The sequence below is a fragment of the Mycoplasma sp. 4423 genome, from assembly GCF_054353855.1.
Genome location: NZ_JBTHHJ010000003.1, coordinates 57558 through 73831, shown reverse-complemented (window position 1 = coordinate 73831; position 16274 = coordinate 57558). Strand labels below are relative to the sequence as shown.

16 protein-coding genes, 3 tRNA genes and 1 other RNA gene are annotated in these 16274 nt (G+C 26.8%); 12 read left to right on the top strand and 8 right to left on the bottom strand.

All coding sequences use genetic code 4. The features are described 5' to 3' along the window. From ACXYRN_RS01080 to ssrA, 5 genes are all read left to right on the top strand, one after another. Positions 1 to 278: IS3 family transposase (locus ACXYRN_RS01080; protein ID WP_458607344.1), on the top strand; the 278-nt coding region annotated here is incomplete at its 5' end. Positions 279 to 415: 137 nt separating this feature from the next. Then, positions 416 to 1822: a hypothetical protein gene (locus tag ACXYRN_RS01075; protein WP_458607343.1), complete on the top strand. Its 1407-nt coding sequence runs from the start codon at positions 416 to 418 to the stop codon at positions 1820 to 1822. 2 nt (positions 1823 to 1824) lie between these two features. Then, positions 1825 to 2553: a hypothetical protein gene (locus ACXYRN_RS01070; RefSeq protein ID WP_458597591.1), complete on the top strand. Its 729-nt coding sequence runs from the start codon at positions 1825 to 1827 to the stop codon at positions 2551 to 2553. An 81-nt stretch (positions 2554 to 2634) separates the two neighbouring features. After that, positions 2635 to 3081, top strand: coding sequence for an SsrA-binding protein (gene smpB / locus ACXYRN_RS01065; protein ID WP_458597590.1), 447 nt, complete (start codon positions 2635 to 2637; stop codon positions 3079 to 3081). Next, positions 3072 to 3450: a transfer-messenger RNA gene (gene ssrA / locus ACXYRN_RS01060) on the top strand. Before smpB ends, ssrA begins: the two co-directional genes overlap by 10 nt. Before the next feature lie 31 nt (positions 3451 to 3481). Here the strand turns inward: ssrA and ACXYRN_RS01055 are convergent. Next, complete coding sequence (locus ACXYRN_RS01055; RefSeq protein WP_458607342.1) at positions 3482 to 4549, bottom strand: hypothetical protein; 1068 nt, start codon at positions 4547 to 4549, stop codon at positions 3482 to 3484. Between the two features lie 228 nt (positions 4550 to 4777). On the opposite strand from ACXYRN_RS01055, the gene ACXYRN_RS01050 reads away from it, so the two are divergent. The 3 genes from ACXYRN_RS01050 to ACXYRN_RS01040 all read left to right on the top strand — a co-directional run bounded on the left by ACXYRN_RS01050 (position 4778) and on the right by ACXYRN_RS01040 (position 7670). Then, positions 4778 to 6193 (top strand): hypothetical protein, encoded by a 1416-nt coding sequence (locus ACXYRN_RS01050; protein ID WP_458597588.1) that lies wholly within the window; start codon positions 4778 to 4780, stop codon positions 6191 to 6193. 487 nt (positions 6194 to 6680) lie between these two features. Then, complete coding sequence (locus tag ACXYRN_RS01045) at positions 6681 to 6932, top strand: hypothetical protein (protein WP_458607341.1); 252 nt, start codon at positions 6681 to 6683, stop codon at positions 6930 to 6932. A 75-nt stretch (positions 6933 to 7007) separates the two neighbouring features. Then, positions 7008 to 7670 carry a hypothetical protein gene (locus ACXYRN_RS01040; protein ID WP_458597586.1) on the top strand — a complete coding sequence of 221 codons (663 nt, stop codon included), beginning with the start codon at positions 7008 to 7010 and terminating at the stop codon, positions 7668 to 7670. Positions 7671 to 7732: 62 nt separating this feature from the next. Here ACXYRN_RS01040 and ACXYRN_RS01035 read toward each other — a convergent pair. The 7 genes from ACXYRN_RS01035 to ACXYRN_RS01005 all read right to left on the bottom strand — a co-directional run bounded on the left by ACXYRN_RS01035 (position 7733) and on the right by ACXYRN_RS01005 (position 13130). After that, positions 7733 to 7809 (bottom strand) — tRNA-Ile (locus ACXYRN_RS01035). A gap of 53 nt (positions 7810 to 7862) precedes the next feature. Further along, positions 7863 to 8258: a 30S ribosomal protein S9 gene (gene rpsI / locus ACXYRN_RS01030; protein WP_435128936.1), complete on the bottom strand. Its 396-nt coding sequence runs from the start codon at positions 8256 to 8258 to the stop codon at positions 7863 to 7865. After that, positions 8258 to 8692, bottom strand: coding sequence for a 50S ribosomal protein L13 (gene rplM, locus ACXYRN_RS01025; RefSeq protein WP_435128939.1), 435 nt, complete (start codon positions 8690 to 8692; stop codon positions 8258 to 8260). Before rplM ends, rpsI begins: the two co-directional genes overlap by 1 nt. A 129-nt stretch (positions 8693 to 8821) precedes the next feature. After that, positions 8822 to 9502 carry a 16S rRNA (uracil(1498)-N(3))-methyltransferase gene (locus ACXYRN_RS01020; protein WP_458607340.1) on the bottom strand — a complete coding sequence of 227 codons (681 nt, stop codon included), beginning with the start codon at positions 9500 to 9502 and terminating at the stop codon, positions 8822 to 8824. Then, positions 9495 to 10853, bottom strand: coding sequence for an HNH endonuclease family protein (locus tag ACXYRN_RS01015; protein WP_458607339.1), 1359 nt, complete (start codon positions 10851 to 10853; stop codon positions 9495 to 9497). The genes ACXYRN_RS01020 and ACXYRN_RS01015 overlap by 8 nt, the downstream gene beginning before the upstream one ends. Then, positions 10834 to 11505 (bottom strand): hypothetical protein, encoded by a 672-nt coding sequence (locus tag ACXYRN_RS01010; protein ID WP_458597583.1) that lies wholly within the window; start codon positions 11503 to 11505, stop codon positions 10834 to 10836. The genes ACXYRN_RS01015 and ACXYRN_RS01010 overlap by 20 nt, the downstream gene beginning before the upstream one ends. 5 nt (positions 11506 to 11510) lie before the next feature. Next, positions 11511 to 13130: an ABC-F family ATP-binding cassette domain-containing protein gene (locus ACXYRN_RS01005; RefSeq protein ID WP_458597582.1), complete on the bottom strand. Its 1620-nt coding sequence runs from the start codon at positions 13128 to 13130 to the stop codon at positions 11511 to 11513. A 275-nt stretch (positions 13131 to 13405) separates the two neighbouring features. Here ACXYRN_RS01005 and ACXYRN_RS01000 point away from each other — a divergent pair. The 4 genes from ACXYRN_RS01000 to mnmA all read left to right on the top strand — a co-directional run bounded on the left by ACXYRN_RS01000 (position 13406) and on the right by mnmA (position 16266). Beyond that, positions 13406 to 13489, top strand: a tRNA-Tyr gene (locus ACXYRN_RS01000). A gap of 3 nt (positions 13490 to 13492) precedes the next feature. After that, positions 13493 to 13567 (top strand) — tRNA-Gln (locus ACXYRN_RS00995). A gap of 74 nt (positions 13568 to 13641) precedes the next feature. Further along, the gene (gene proS, locus ACXYRN_RS00990; protein ID WP_458607338.1) at positions 13642 to 15084 is read left to right on the top strand and encodes a proline--tRNA ligase; all 1443 of its coding nucleotides are present in this window, start codon (positions 13642 to 13644) and stop codon (positions 15082 to 15084) included. 69 nt (positions 15085 to 15153) lie between these two features. Next, a complete protein-coding gene (mnmA, locus tag ACXYRN_RS00985) occupies positions 15154 to 16266 on the top strand; it encodes a tRNA 2-thiouridine(34) synthase MnmA (protein ID WP_458607337.1) in 1113 nt (370 codons plus the stop codon). Positions 16267 to 16274: the final 8 nt, after the last annotated feature.

Sequence of the window (16274 nt, the reverse complement as noted above, 5' to 3'; positions counted from 1 at the left end):
ATCAATATACTTCAAAATACTATATTGATATGATAGAAAGAAAGAATGGAAAAGTATCATTTTCAAGAGTTGGTAATTCTTTGGATAATAGAGAAATCGAGTATTGATTTTCTTGCTTAAAATCTGAATGACTAAAAAAGGTTGATTATTCAAAAATTACTTTCGTTGAATTAAAAAAACTAATACACCAATACATAATTTGATATAATACAAAACGAATTCAATCTGTTTTAGATTGAAAATCACCTCAGCAATATGCAGAGATGATACAATGTTAATTTTCTGTTAATTTTTATGTCCTTGTTTAATAATTAATACAAAGTAGGACGAAAGGATTAACAGGTATTTATGATAATCTTTTTGTCCTACTTTATGAATTTTGATAAAATGAAAACATAAAATAAGAAAGGAAAATATGAAAAAATTACTATTTGATTTAGGTGATCCAATTTCTGGTTTGGGTGGTATTGCTGGTGTTCCAGCACATAATGTTAAATTAGAAGTTCAAAATGAAGAAAAAAGAGTTGTATTAGATTTTATAAATGATGATTTGCTTACAAAAGATTTATTCAAAGATAATAATAAAATTTTAGATAATCTTACAGAAAGCATTGCTTCAAAAAGTAAAACTGTAACAAAAGCAACAACAGAAATTACTTTTTCAAACTTTAAGCAAATATCTGAAAACTTTATAAATATATATAAACAAAAGAAGTTAATTACAAATCAACAAGCAAGTAGATTAAGTGATTATATTAACAATAAAGGATTCGTAGAATTTAAAAAGAAACTTAAAAAAGACTTGAATAATTTCAAATCGGATTTAAGAAGTAAATATGAAGACTATAAAAGAAGAAATAGATCAAGTCAAGAAATTCAGCAAATTGTTTTAGATGGAGAAAAAGGTTATCAAATAAATATTAACAACCAACAAGAAAATTCAAAAAAATTAACTATTCACTTTTTTGAATTAGAAAAGCAAGTAAAACAATTAAATTCGATTTATAAAGATATAAATGATAATCTTGTTTATTTAAATAGTACACTAAAAAAATTATTAGCAGCACAAGTAAGTATGTCAGTTGCTTCTGTAATAAGTACAATAATAGGTTTTTTTAGCTTGGGCTGAGGCTTCATCGGGACAGTAGTTTCAACGACTGCATCAATTGGTCTAAGTATTGCAATCTCAAATATAAGAACACAAAGAGATGTATATTTAAATAATATGAAGCAATTACAAAAGATATTTAAACCATCAAAACAAAATATTGGTGAAAGTGTATATGAAGGTTATGGATATGCACGTAATGTAATTGATGGATATGCACTTAACATATTTTCAGCAGCAAAGAATTATAAGGAAGGTTATTTTTTTAAATTCGCTATCGAAGGGAGCACAAAACTTCTCAAATCACTTTTTATTCATATACCATCACTAGCCTTAGACGGACTCGATATATATACTAATGCTAACGAAATAAAACAAACAAACGATGTAGCAGTTAAAATAAATAATTTTTTATCTAGTATTGAATCAAAATTAATTGCTATCTCAAAAGAAATTGATGAGATTAAGAAAGTTGAATGAGTTGTTATAAAAGAGACACTACAAACTGATCTTTATAGTAACGGTGGAGTAGGAGGAAAAAATTTAGTTTTTAAAAACCTAAGCACTGGGCAAGTTCTGAATATAGATGAAATGCTGAAAAAATCTGACATACAACTATGATTATGAAATCTTAGGAAAGTTTATAACCCAAAAACCAAACAATTTTACATAAGAAAATTACCTAATCATACAAAAATAGATAATTTAGGGTAAAAATGCCATTAGAGTTTTATTTAGGAATTAATGGTGGTATGGCGGGTTTTATTCTATTAATTTTGATGCCAACTTTTATTTTATTGTATATTATAAGATATCAATATCCTTGTTTTATTATAGAAGATGTTTATAAACGTGATATAAAAATAAAATCAAATGAATATCACATTACTTTTATTAATGGTTGAAATAAAATACAAAAATATATATATAAAATCTATAAAGAACTTTTATATATTGTTTCAATTACAAGTTTTCTCTTAATTGTGATTTTCATTTATTATATTACTAATATGGTGCTTTATCAAAAAGAAGGTGGATCTTCCGGTATTTGAATATTTCAATTTTTAAGTATGTTAGTTATTCCTTATAGTGCATTTATGTTTGTATTCTATGTTTATATTAAAGGTTTTTTATTTAGTAAAAAGTCACTTAGACATTTTGAACTGCGTGTTAAACAAGCAATAGTTATAGAAGACCAACCACTATTAGATGCATCAGTATATTTTAATAACGGATTGAAACCAAATAATTATATATATATCCCAAGATGATTTTTTGACGATAAAGTTCGCTTATTAAGAGTTTCTTATTTTAAGAAAACTTTTAAAACAGATGCACAGGATGTATATGCATTCTTTATTTATAAAATGCACGAATCATTTAGAAAAGAACATGAGGCATATTATCACGGGCTATATTTTGACTATGTAAATTTTAATAATTAAGAAATTATTATGTATAAAGGTTTATAAAAAACAGATTCTCATTTTATATGATTCGAATAAAATTGTATAATATATTAACTTATGAAAATTATTGCAAATAATAAGCAAGCGCATCGAGATTATGAAATTTTAGATAAATATGAAGCAGGTATTCAACTACAAGGATGAGAGGTTAAGTCAGCCCGCGCTAATTCTGTAAGTATTGATGTTGCTTATGGTTCAATTTATAAAAATGAAATATATTTAAATGAAGCATTTTTTAAAGAATATATGCAAGTAAAATGTGAACCTACCCGAATCCGTAAGTTATTAATGCATAAAAGTGAAATTCGTAAGTTAAAACATATTTTGGATACTCAACAGGTTACACTTATTCCCTTAAAAATTTATTTTAACAAAGTATCAAAGATAAAAGTTGAAATTGCAGTTGCTAAAGGGTTGAAAAAGTATGACAAACGTGAAAGAATAGCCAAAAAAGAAGTTGAAAAAAGGTTACAAAAAACTTTAAAAACTTATTTGGGGGCATAATGGTTTCGACATATATAGGTAAATTTGTATCGCAGTAGTGTGGAAGACTATAATTTCTACTAGGCTTTTTTAAACGGAAAAGATAATAAAACAGAAACTCCAGAAGTTTCACCAGTGTTCTTTGCAACACAATCAAATTTTGCTTTCGCATAAGAATTAGAGAGCAAGTTGTTTTTAGTTTTTCCTGGACTATTAAACAAGGTTTACAAGGATCGGGTTATTAGTTAGCATAAATAATCTTAAATAAGCTAAAATCAAGTTATTTATTTTGTTTGTTTTAAATAATTTGATTAATAAAATAAACTAAACTGTAGAAGTATGAATTATATTTATGTGTGGACACGGGTTCGATTCCCGTTGCTTCCACCATTTTTTTGTCCTTTTAAAAAAAGCAGAGTATTTACCCTGCTGCGATTTTATTTTTCAGTGATGCAATTGCAATATTTATGAATCTATTTATGAATCTATTTACAAAACTATTTGTTATCAATTCTAACTTATGTTTCAAAAAGAAAGGAACATATTTAATAAAAGGAAGTTTAGAAACCATTTCTCAAACAAATTTCGAAAGAGAGTTACTAATTTTTGATGCTATGATCCCTCTGTCATCGATTAAAATTAATAGTTTAATGAATTTTATAAAGTTTTTTGCATTTTCATTTCTTTCAAAATAGTCATTTATAGCAATTTTCATTTTCTTAGTTATTGTGTTTCTTAAATTTTCATCTATAATTCTTGCATCGTTTCAATCTTTTTTAGGTTTTGAAAAGTCAATTTTAATAACATTTGATTCGTAGTTTTTCTCGCTTGTTTTAAGTTTAATTTTTAGCGAATAACCTGGTTTGATATTTTGATTAATTTCTGTTATTTGCAAATCATCGGCAAGTTTGATATTGGCATTTTTAATGAAGAAGTTTTTTATTTCGCTTACAACTTCGTTATATTCATTGAGTTTATTGTTTTTGGCTGCTTTTTGATATGAAATTCTACCACTAATTCCGCCACCTGCATCGTGAATCATATTTTTTAATGTGTCCTCAAATCAATTAATATCCACATAATAGTTATTAAAAAACTTTTGTAATTCTTTTTCAATTGATTTAAGTTCTTTATCATTGTTTGCATCTAATGTAAGCAATGTTTCTGATTTAGTATCTAGATTAAATTTTAAAGTGTTTGACTTAATTTTTGCTTGTAGCTTGATAAATTCTTGTCTTGTAAACTTCTTTGTGATACCAATTTTACTTGTTTTTATTATCACAAAATCATAATCATTTGCATCTAGTGCTTCTAACTTATTGATAAAGTTTGTATATTGATATGGAACAGTAAAAATATCATAATCATATGAAATATCCAGGTTTTTAGGTTCTTCTTTTTTTCTTTCTACCTTAGAACAACTTGTTGTAATGGCTATAACAGGTATAAACGATGAAATTGAATATTTTATAAGTCTTATTAGTTTCATAGATTTATTTTACAAAAAAAAAAAAAAAACAAGTCGAAAGTTGGCAATTCAAGACAAATTACCTAAAAAACACGAAAATATTTTCATTATTATGCATTTTAATTAAAAAAATGAAGAAACACTTATACACTTTTATCGCTTAACATATAATTTAAGTTAATATTTGTCTATAAATAGGTTGTATAAAATACAAAATTTTTGATAAAATTAAAACATAAAAGGAATTATATGAAAAAAGTAATTTTTCAATTAGGTGAACCCATTGCAGGACTAAGTGGTTTATCTGGAATAAATCAAAATAATGTTCAAATAGAAAGTAAGCTAACTAAAAACCTTACTTATACTGAAAAATATAATGAATTAGAAAAAGTTTCATATTTGTCTAAATCTTTGTTTAAAAATAAAGATGTGTTACTTGATAATATAGTCGAAAATTTAATGTCAAAGAAAAAAGGCACAGTAAAAGCAGTCAATGAGATTTCCATAACTGATTTTAAGGAACTAGCAAGTAATTTTGTAAAAATATATAAAGAAAAAAATGTAGTTACACCAGAACAACAAGAAAAAATCAACAATTTTATTTCAAATGATGGATATAAAAAATTTAAAAAAGAATTAAAGACATCATTGAATAATTTTAAATCTAATATCACTAATAATAAAGAACAAACAAAAGAATCTTTACGAGATGAAACAAAAATAAAAAGAGTTATTTTAGATACAAATAAAGGTTATGTTATTAATATTGATAATAATGAAGTAAACTCAAAAACACTTACAAAGCAGTTTTTTGAACTTGAAAAAGAGAAAGATAAAATTGTAAAAACATATAAAGATATAAATGATAATATACTTTGATATAACAAAAGACTAAAAATTATGTACGGTTTACAAGTAGGTACTGCTGTCGCTTCTGCTTTTAGTTTCTTTTTAGGGATATTTAGTTTGGGTTTAGGATTCATTGCGAGTGGTTTGTCTGCTACAACTTCTTTTATACTAAGTGCTATAATAAATAGTTTTGAAACACAAAGAGATGCTTATATAAAAAACAGAAAAGAATTAAAGGGATTTTTTAATTTACCTGAATCATCATTGCTGGATGGAGTTTTAGAAGGTTATTCATATGCTAAGAATGTAATTTCAGGATGAACATGAAATATTTATACTCTTGCTAAAAATTATAAAAGAAATTTTTTTAAATTTAGCAAAGTAAGTAAATGTGTATTTGTGCAAAAAATGTTTGTTCATATTCCTTGATTTGAACTTGACATACTAGATGGAGTCTTATCTGGTTTAGAAATTAAAAATATAGATAATATGAATGCTCATGTAAATGACTATCTAAGATCATTAGAGAATAAATTAAAAAACATCGCATCAAATTTAGATAATATTAAACCCGTAGAATGAGTAGTTGTAAAGGAAACACCACTAAATAAACCTTATAACCAAGGTGGTATAGGTGGAAGAAATTTAGTTTTCAAAAATCTTAAAACCAATGAAGTATTAACTTTAAATCAAATGTTAGATAAGCCAGATTGATTACTTCATTTATGAGGGTTGCAAAAAGTATATAACAAAAAATATAATTATTGATATATAAGAAAATTACCTAATAAAACAAAAACTGATAATTTAGGATAATATGACAATAGAATATATTTTTATTTTTCTTATTATAAATATTTGTTTTGTGATTCTAGTACATATATTTTTTGTTGTTATTTATACAAAAAGATATCAAAACTTCTTTTTTATAACAAAAGATACATATATAAGGGATATAACTCAAAAAACTAAAGAATACCACATAAATTTTATTAAAGGTTGATATAAGTTTCGTAAGTATCTATTGACCTACAATCGAAAAATATTATATTGGTTTATAATCATAATCTTTAGATTTGTTAGTTTACCACCACTTACTTTGTTATTTATTTTATTAGATCATTATTTGAATTCTAAAACATTCCCAGAAATGATATTACTTTTTGTATTTATATATATAGCCTTTTTGGTTATGGATATATTCACATTTAGATATTGTTTTAAGGGTTATTTTCTTGGTAAAAAAGTACTTAAATATTTTGATTATAAAGTAAAAAATACAAACATTTTAGATACTAAAAATATGCTAGATGTAAATATTTATTTTAATAGTGGGTTGCCGATAAATAATTATATACATTTACCAACAAATATTTTTGATTTTAAGGATAGGATAATGACAACTAAGGAATTTAAAAAGTTATTCAAAGCCGATGCATATGATATTTTTGCATTTTTTATCTTTGATATGCACAAATCTTTTAAAGAAGAACATAGTGATTATTTTTATGGTTTATATATGGATTATGTGAATTTTTTTAATCAGGAAGTTTAAATAATGATTGTATCCATTATTATACTAACGACTATAAATTTATTTTTCATAATATCTTTATTTTCATTTGCTTTATTGATTAAGTTGTTTGTTCAAGATAATTCATTTACTAATTTTCTTTTATATAAAACAGAAAAACTAATACATATTTCTGAAGCAAAGAAAACAAATATATTATTTAAAAAAGGTGCATTGTTATATATAAAAGAAAGTAAAAATAAGCTATATTCATATGGTATCTTCTTATTATTTATAACTTTTTCCTTATTTTTAAATGAATTATTAATAAATTTATCTGTTTATAAAATAATCAACTTTGATAACGACTTGATTAACACCTTAAGTTATTTTCATATTTTTGATGCTGTATATCTTTTGATAATTATTCTTTTATTTTATTTTATAATACAGATGTACATTAAAAACAAAAAGATGAAAAATAACTTCAATGAATGACTAATATACTTTGAATATGATGAAAGCGAATTATATTTAAGTGGTGAAACAGAGTCTAAATCAGATGAAAACAAACCATTGTATCATCTTTTTGATAATAATAAGAAGTTTTTGATGAATATGTTATCTGTAAAGGCCTTTATAATAAACTCAAAATCTGCACTACCGATATTCTATTTTTTAATTTTTGGTTATCATTTTAAAGAGTTAAGCAATGGTAATGTAATTTATAAAGACTTATATCAAGCATTTTTATTTTACAAAGATCGAGAAAATATTTAAGAAAACAATAAAGACAAAAACAAAAGAAGGTAAAACCTTCTTTTGTTTAGTCAAATTTGATATGGTGCGAACGAATGGACTTGAACCATCGACCTCACGATTATCAGTCGTGTGCTCTAACCAGCTGAGCTACGCTCGCATAAGCAAGACTATTATATCATATTTATATAATAATCTAGCATTATTTGAAAATTAACGTTTAGAGAATTGTCTTGCACGACGTGCAGCACGTAATCCAGGTTTTTTACGCTCTTTAGCACGAGCATCTCTAGTAAGCATTCCTGCTTTTTTTAAGATAGCACGGTAATCAGCGCTTGCTTCTAATAAAGCACGAGCAATACCCAATCTTATTGCTCCGGCTTGACCACTTAATCCACCACCACATACATTAACATTAACATCAAATGTTCCGAATGTTTCAGTTAATACAAAAGGTTGATTAGCATCTTTTAAGTATATATCAGATGTTAAATATTCACGAGCATCACGTTTATTGATTAAAAATTTTCCTTTTCCTGGTGTTAATTTAACACGAGCAACAGATGATTTTCTTCTTCCTAAACCACGGTATTCTAATTTTTGGTTCATTATTTAACCTCTAATCTTTCTGGATTTTGTGCTTTTTGATTATGTTCTGGACCTGCATAAACAAATAAATTACGACGCTGTTTATTACCAAGTTTTGTATGAGGAATCATTCCACTAACTGCTTTTTCTACTAATGCAGTAGGTCTTTTTACTCTTAACTTTGCTGCTGTAATACTTTTTAAACCACCAGGATAACCTGAGTGTGAGTAGTAAATTTTTTGTTCATCTTTTTTAGCAGTCAAAATAACTTTAGCGGCATTTACAATAACAACATTATCACCCATATCAGCATTTGGTGTAAATGTAGGTTTATTTTTTCCTCTTAAAACAGAAGCAACAAATGCAGCAAGACGACCTAAAACTTGTCCTTCAGCATCGATTACATATCATTTTTTATTTGCTTGTTGTGTATTTACAATAGTTGTTTGTCTCATACATCCTCCTACGTTAATTAAAATTGACATATTTTTTAAAAATGCTAATTTATTATACCAGAAAATTAATATAACACGAATTTAAGAAGTTTAAATTTTTATGCTAAATTCGACTTGTATATATATGAATTAGTCAATTTCAAGCTGTGATAACATGAAAATTGCAGCAGTTTCTGCTCTTAAAATTCTTTTTCCAAGTGAAACTATTTTGATGTTATTATCCATGGCTTTTGTTACTTCTTTGTCACTAAAACCACCTTCAGGACCAACAAAAAATAAAGTATTTTCTGATATAGGTTGGTTTATTTTAATTTGAAAATCAACCTTTTCATGCGCTAAAATTTTATTATCAACTTGGTATGTAATCACTTGGTCAAAAGTTTGTAACTGTAATAATTCGGGAATTTTATTTCTAAAAGATTGTTCTGCAGCATTTTTGATGATACTTTTAAATCTATGAATTCTCTTTTGAAATTTAGAATGGTTAATTAACTCCCTATTAGTAAATTCTGTTTGCATCGGTATTATAATATCCACACCTAATTCAGTAGCTTTTTGTAAAGCTCATTCAAATCTTTCATATTTAATAACCGATAAAGCTAAAACAACTTTATATTTATGTTCATTAAAAAGATTTAGTTCCCTTATTATTTTCGCTTTATTATGTTCTAAAACACACTCATAAAATTTTTCTTGATAAACACAGATGAAGTGTCTATCTTGTATTCTTATCACACTAAGATGTTTTAAAACATCTGCATCCAAAATGAAATAATTATCTTCTTTACAATTAACAAAAAATCTATTCATTGATAATTTTTAATCTGGCTATATGTTTGCTAATGTTATTTATAAAATTTGTATTGAAGATAGATGATAAAGCATTTTTTGGTAAATTATTAAATTTATTAATTAGTTTTGAATCTACATAATTTATTTTTTTTGTTTCATGCTTTAGAAAAAAGTGTTTATTTACCTTGAAAGCAAAACTAAATGGATCGAAAAAAATAACACCTTTTTCATATTCTTTATCATGGTTTGGACACAAAAGAAATCTGTTATCACCTGATGTGGTTAAATTAAATGCATCATCGATACTTATATTATTTTTTTGATGCTCTGCTTGAATATCTGTATGACGATAAATATGTGCTGTTATAAGATTTTCATTAATATTATAATCACAAGCAAAACATTCACCTATATTAATATAATTATTGTATTTTTTATATATATTGGCTCTAAGGAATTTTTGATTTCTTAATAAAAATTGTTTTGTTTTATCTATATCGTAATTATATTTGTTAGTTTGCTCATTTACGGTTGTGTTATACTGGAAGGAAAAACCTAATGAAGTCACATACTTTTTTATGTTCATAGAAACAGAATCACCATTTAGCAATCAAAGATTTAAGGTTTTTTGTTCAAATTGGTGTGATAATTTTGAAATAATTTTACATGACAATAATGTGTCTTGTCTGTTGACACCATCAAATTTACCATAAACATCAATAAAAATGTGATTTTTTATCATTTGATACTCAATAATTAACGGCTTATTAAGTTTATTTTTTAAACTAGATAATTGTTTCTGTTTTATAGACTGAATTAATGAGAGATTTCTAGATAAGTTTTCTGTTTTATTTTTTATATTCTGATCTATAAAATCTAAAAATGAATAACTAATTTTAAAATCTATATATATTAGTTGTTCAAGATCGAGAATTACAGAATTTGAAATGTAAAGTTTTTGATTTTTTAACTTTAAGAAATATCAATCTAAAGGATTTAAACAAAGGTAAATATTCTTGAATTGTGGATTGTTTTCGTATAATTTAATAATAGGTAGAGAGTTTTGCTTAATAAAAGCGTTTCTGCTTTTTAATTTAAATTTTTTGTTTAGTTTTTGACTAAAATAAACAAGTGTGTTGGTATTCGTAATAAACAAACCTTGATATTGTTTCTTCTCAAAAATTCAGTTGATATTATTTGGAGAAATATTATTAATGAATTTATTATATATAAGTTCATCTAAAATGGTTCTTTTTAAATCTTTTTGTGTCTTTTTGCTATCTATATTTTTTAGTTGAATAAATAAAGAATCAAAATATTTATCAGAAATACAAATTTGTATTATATTTTTATGTATATTCTTTTCCATCTTTTTTGTAATCTACACCTTTCCATACCTGGATATCTTTATCGAATAAGTCGTTAGCAATTCACATACTTGCAAATGATGGCCTTTGCAAATTCATATGATCATAGTTCAAATAATTCTTTGTAAAACACATTCTACGTTTTAAATGTACATATTGCACCCTCTTGAATTTTTGTAAAAAATCACAAAATTTTTCACTATTTAATGCTTGAATTCCAAAGATCAGTGCTCATGGTTTGTTAAATTCAAGAAGTCTTTTTAATAAATTATGTTTATTTCTAAATGGTGGATTGCTAATGATAATATCTCAATTTTCATCTGGTTGATATTTATAAAAATCTTGTCTATTATATATGTGTGATGAAAGAACTTTATAGCCATTATTTTTAAATACAGTTACAAAATTTGAATCAGGTAAATCAAACGGACATCAAATTACCTTATTTTGGGGAATTTTAGCATTATCAATAAAAAATTTAATATCTTCTTTTGTTGTATATCATTCATCATCGTTTGCATAACGAAATGCTTTTGTAATGTCATTTTTACTTTTTTCTTTTGCAGAAAGTAAATATTCTTTCACAAAATTTACGTTTTGCGAAAGATTTTCACCGTTTTTCAAGTTATCTAACACTTTTTCTATTATCTTCATAAATTTTAATTACCCATCATAATTTCTTCGTATTCTTCAAGGCTACCACGGAATAAAAAACTTTTTGTTGGTGATTGAAGCTCTAAAATCACATCGGCACATTGATTTACAAAAGCGCGATTATATGTAGTGAATATTGCACCACCTTTATAACTTTTAACTCCTTCTATTACTGAATCAATGCTTTCTGCATCGAGGTGATCAAGTGGTTGATCTAAAACAATAAAGTTTGATTCTAAAAGCATCATTCTTGAAAACATTAAACGTGCTTTTTCTCCACCACTTGTAACGGAAACTTTTTTAAATACTGAATCATTACTAAATAACATGCGCCCTAAAAAACCACGCATACGAGCATCGTCATTTTCTTTATTCTCTTTTTCTTTATTTAATAAAGGTCATTTTGAAATTCATTCTAAAACGGTTTCGTTGGTATCAAAATATTTACTGTTATCGTTAGGGAAATAACTTGGTGTTATAGTTTGACCTCATTCTATAGTTCCGCTCGATGGTTTTCTTTCACCAATAATACATTCTAAAAGTCTGGTTTTAGCAATATCATCATCACCGACAATAACCATTTTTTCACCAGGACGTAAAGTGAATGATACATTTTCAAACAAAACATCACCATTTTCATTTTTATAAGTCAGATTTTCAACATATAAGATTTGCTTCCCGTGATCACGATTCATTTCTCAACGAACATAAGGGTATTTGCGATTAGAAGGTTTGATTTCATCTAAAGAAATTTTTTCCAGTGCTTTTTTTCTACTTGTTGCTTGTCTTGATTTTGAAGCATTTGCACTAAAACGAGCAATAAATTCTTTAAGTTTTTCGATTTGTACTTCTTTTTTAATATTACTTTGTTTCATTATTTCACGGGCTAATTCAGATGATTGCTTTCAAAATGAATAATTACCTGTATAAATCTTCGCTTCATTATAATCTATATCAACAATATGAGTGCAAATTGCATCAAGAAAATCACTATCATGACTAACAACGATAACAACATTTTGATAATCAGTCAAAAAGTTTTCTAATCACTTAATCGAACGTAAATCAAGGTGGTTAGTTGGTTCATCCATTATCAAAATATCCGGATTTCCAAACAATGCTTTTGCCAATAACACTTTAATTTTTTGATTAGCTGTTAATTGTGACATCGGTACATGTCATTTTTCTTTTGGAATTGAAAGATTTGATAACAATTCTTGTGCATCATTTTCGGCTGTTCAACCCCCTAATTCACCATATTTATCTTCTAGTTCACCGGCTCTTGTGTAGTCATCCATTGTTGCATCGGGATTTGCATAAATGGCATTTTTTTCTTCTAAAACTGCATATAAATCAGTATTTCCCATTATTACAACATCGGTTACATTATAATTATTATATGCATTGTGGTCTTGAGATAAAACAGAAATGCGTTTATTTTTTTCTTTTATAATTTGTCCTGCAGAAGCTTCTAGTTCACCTGACATAATTTTTAAAAATGTTGATTTACCAGCACCATTTGCTCCAATTACCCCATATGTATTTCCTTCAGTAAATTTTAAATTAACATTTTCAAAAAGTTTTTTATCACTAAAAACCATACTTAAATTTTGAATCTCTAACATTTTTACCCCTTAGTTTGCTAAATTTAAAAAAACCTTCAAAAGAAGGCTGTGACAATTAAGCATATTGCTCGATGTCGGCTCTTATTAATTTTATCTTAAATTTTTCTTTTTAATATAAAAAAACTAAAATAATGTTTTACATTATATTTTGATAGTGAGAAATTTAGAAAATTATCAAAATATTGGTTTTACAGTTAATAATTTACATCTGATAATAAAAAAGTGAAAATAAATTATGAAAAAAATTATTAACTGTTATAATATCTTAGCAACTCGGGGGGATAGCAAAGCGGCCAAATGCGGGTGGCTGTAACCCACTTTCTTACGATTCGGGGGTTCGAATCCCTCTCCCCCCACCATGTTGCCCCATAGCCAAGCGGTAAGGCATCGGGTTTTGGTTCCGACATGCGTTAGTTCGAATCTAACTGGGGCAGCCATATCACCTTTAGGGGTGTTTTTTTATGACTAAACACACAATTTAAACATAGAGAAAGTGGTATAATAGCAAAATATGAATCGTGAATTAGAAAAAATTACACCATTAGAAGAAAATTTCGCTAAGTGATATACAGATGTAGTTAAAAACGGGAATTTAATCGCATACGGACCTTCAAAAGGTTCTATTATTTTCAAACCAAATTCATATGGTATTTGGGAAATTATTCAAAAAGAGTTAAATAAAATTTTTAGATTTAAAGGAATTAAAAATGTTTATTTACCATTATTAATACCTAAATCATTGTTTGATAGAGAAAAGGACCATGTTGAAGGATTTAATCCTGAATTAGCAACTGTGACATGTGTTGGGGATCGTGAATTAGATGAACCACTTGTTATTCGTCCAACATCTGAAGTTTTATTTGCAGATTTATTCAAAAAGAGCATAAATTCCTATAATGATTTACCAATAATTTATAATCAATGAGCCAATGTTGTGCGTTGGGAAAAAACCACTAACCCATTTTTACGTTCACGTGAGTTTTTATGACAAGAAGGACATACCTGCCACTCTGATCCCTTAGAAGCCCGAAAATTTACTCGTGAAATGATAAATACATATGCAAAATTTTTGAAAAATTTTCTTGCAATCCCTACAATAGTAGGTAAGAAAACACCAAGTGAAAAATTTGCAGGAGCTTGCTCGACATATACGCTAGAAGCGATGATGAAAGATGGAAAGGCTTTGCAAGCGGGAACAAGCCATTATCTAGCACAAAATTTTTCAAAACCATATGAAATAACATTCAAAAATAAAGAAAATACACTTGATTATGTTTATCAAACATCCTGAGGTGTTTCTACTCGTTTGTTAGGTGCCCTTATTATGACACATGGAGATAATCGTGGAATTATTATTCCTCCATTTGTTGCACCAATTCAAGTTGATATCTTGGAGTTATTTAATAAAAAATCTGAAAAAGTATCTGTTGTAGGTAAATTCATATTTAATGAGTTATCTAAAAAATTTCGTGTAAATTTAGATAATTCTGATCGAAATCCTGGATTTAAAGCATCTAATAGCGAAATCCAAGGTGTTCCATTAAGAATTGAAATAGGACCACGTGATTTAGAAAACGATGAGGTAACTTTTGTTCGTCGTGATACTTTGCAAAAATTTCAAGTTAAAATAACTGATATAAAAGCAACAGTAAAACAAACTTTAACCGATATCCATAATAACTTATATCAAACTGCATTAAAACGATTGAAAGAAAATGTGGTTTATGTAGATTCGTATCAAGAATTAAAACAACAAATTGAAGCAGGAAAATTTGTTTATGCTCCTTTTTGTTGCTTAGATGAAGCAGAAAGACGGATTAAACAAGAAACAGGTGCTACCACTAGATGTATACCGATTAAGTTGTTTAAAAAACCAGGGAATAGAAATCACTGCATTTTTGAAGATTGTAATAATATCACTAATCGCTATGTAATTTTTGCTAAAGCATATTAGCATACTAGGCTAAATTGTCTAGTATTTTTACATATTTATAAATGTTTTATAATTTGATGAAAGGAGTTTATGGCAAGAGTTGTTTTAGGAATGAGTGGTGGTGTTGATTCGTCAGTTTGTGCATATTTATTAAAACAACAAGGTTATGAAGTGGTAGGTTTATTTATGCGCAATTGAGATAGTGTAGTAAATAACGATTATCTAGGAAACAAAGATGTGAATAGTGATATTTGTCCACAAGAAAAAGATTATTTAGATGCTCAAAAAGTTGCATTAAAATTACAAATACCACTATATAGAGTTGATTTTGTGCAAGAGTATTGACAAAATGTTTTTGAAAACTTTATATCAGAATATCGAAAAGGGCGTACACCGAATCCTGATATTTTATGTAATAAATATATTAAATTTGACAAGTTTGCCAAATATGCTTTTAATGAACTGAAAGCAGATTATATTGCAATGGGACATTATGCAAAGGTTGAAAACGGGCATTTATATCGTGCAAAAGATACCAATAAAGATCAAACATATTTTTTAGCACAATTAACCAGTGAGCAACTTAGCAATGTTATAATGCCACTTGCAGAACTAACCAAATCACAGATTCGTGAGCTTGCTCATAAACTTGATTTAGCAACCGCAGATAAAAAAGATTCGACAGGAATATGCTTTATCGGTGAACGTAATTTTGGTGAGTTTTTACAAAATTATATTCCTGCTTGTGATGGGGATATTGTTGATATTACAACTAATAAAATAATAGGAAGACATATAGGAAGTTTTTATTATACAATCGGACAACGCAAAGGACTTAATTTAGGTGGGATGGAGCAACCTTATTATGTTTGCGGAAGAGATGTAACAAAAAACATTATTTATGTAGCACCAAGCACTCAAATGCAGTGACTGCTTTCGGATGCTTTGATTGCTTCGAACTACACCTTTAATCATACAGAGTTTGATAAAAATAATTTGACTGCTAAATTTCGATATCGTCAAGAAGATATACCAATTAAACTTGAAATATTAAGTGATACACATATAAAAGTACATTATTCTCAAACATCTTCTGCAGTTACTCCGGGGCAATATGTTGTAATTTATGATGGAGACAAGTGCATCGGGGGTGCAACAATTGATGAAATATTTTATAAAGATAAAAGGTTAGATTATTTATAAGGAGCATA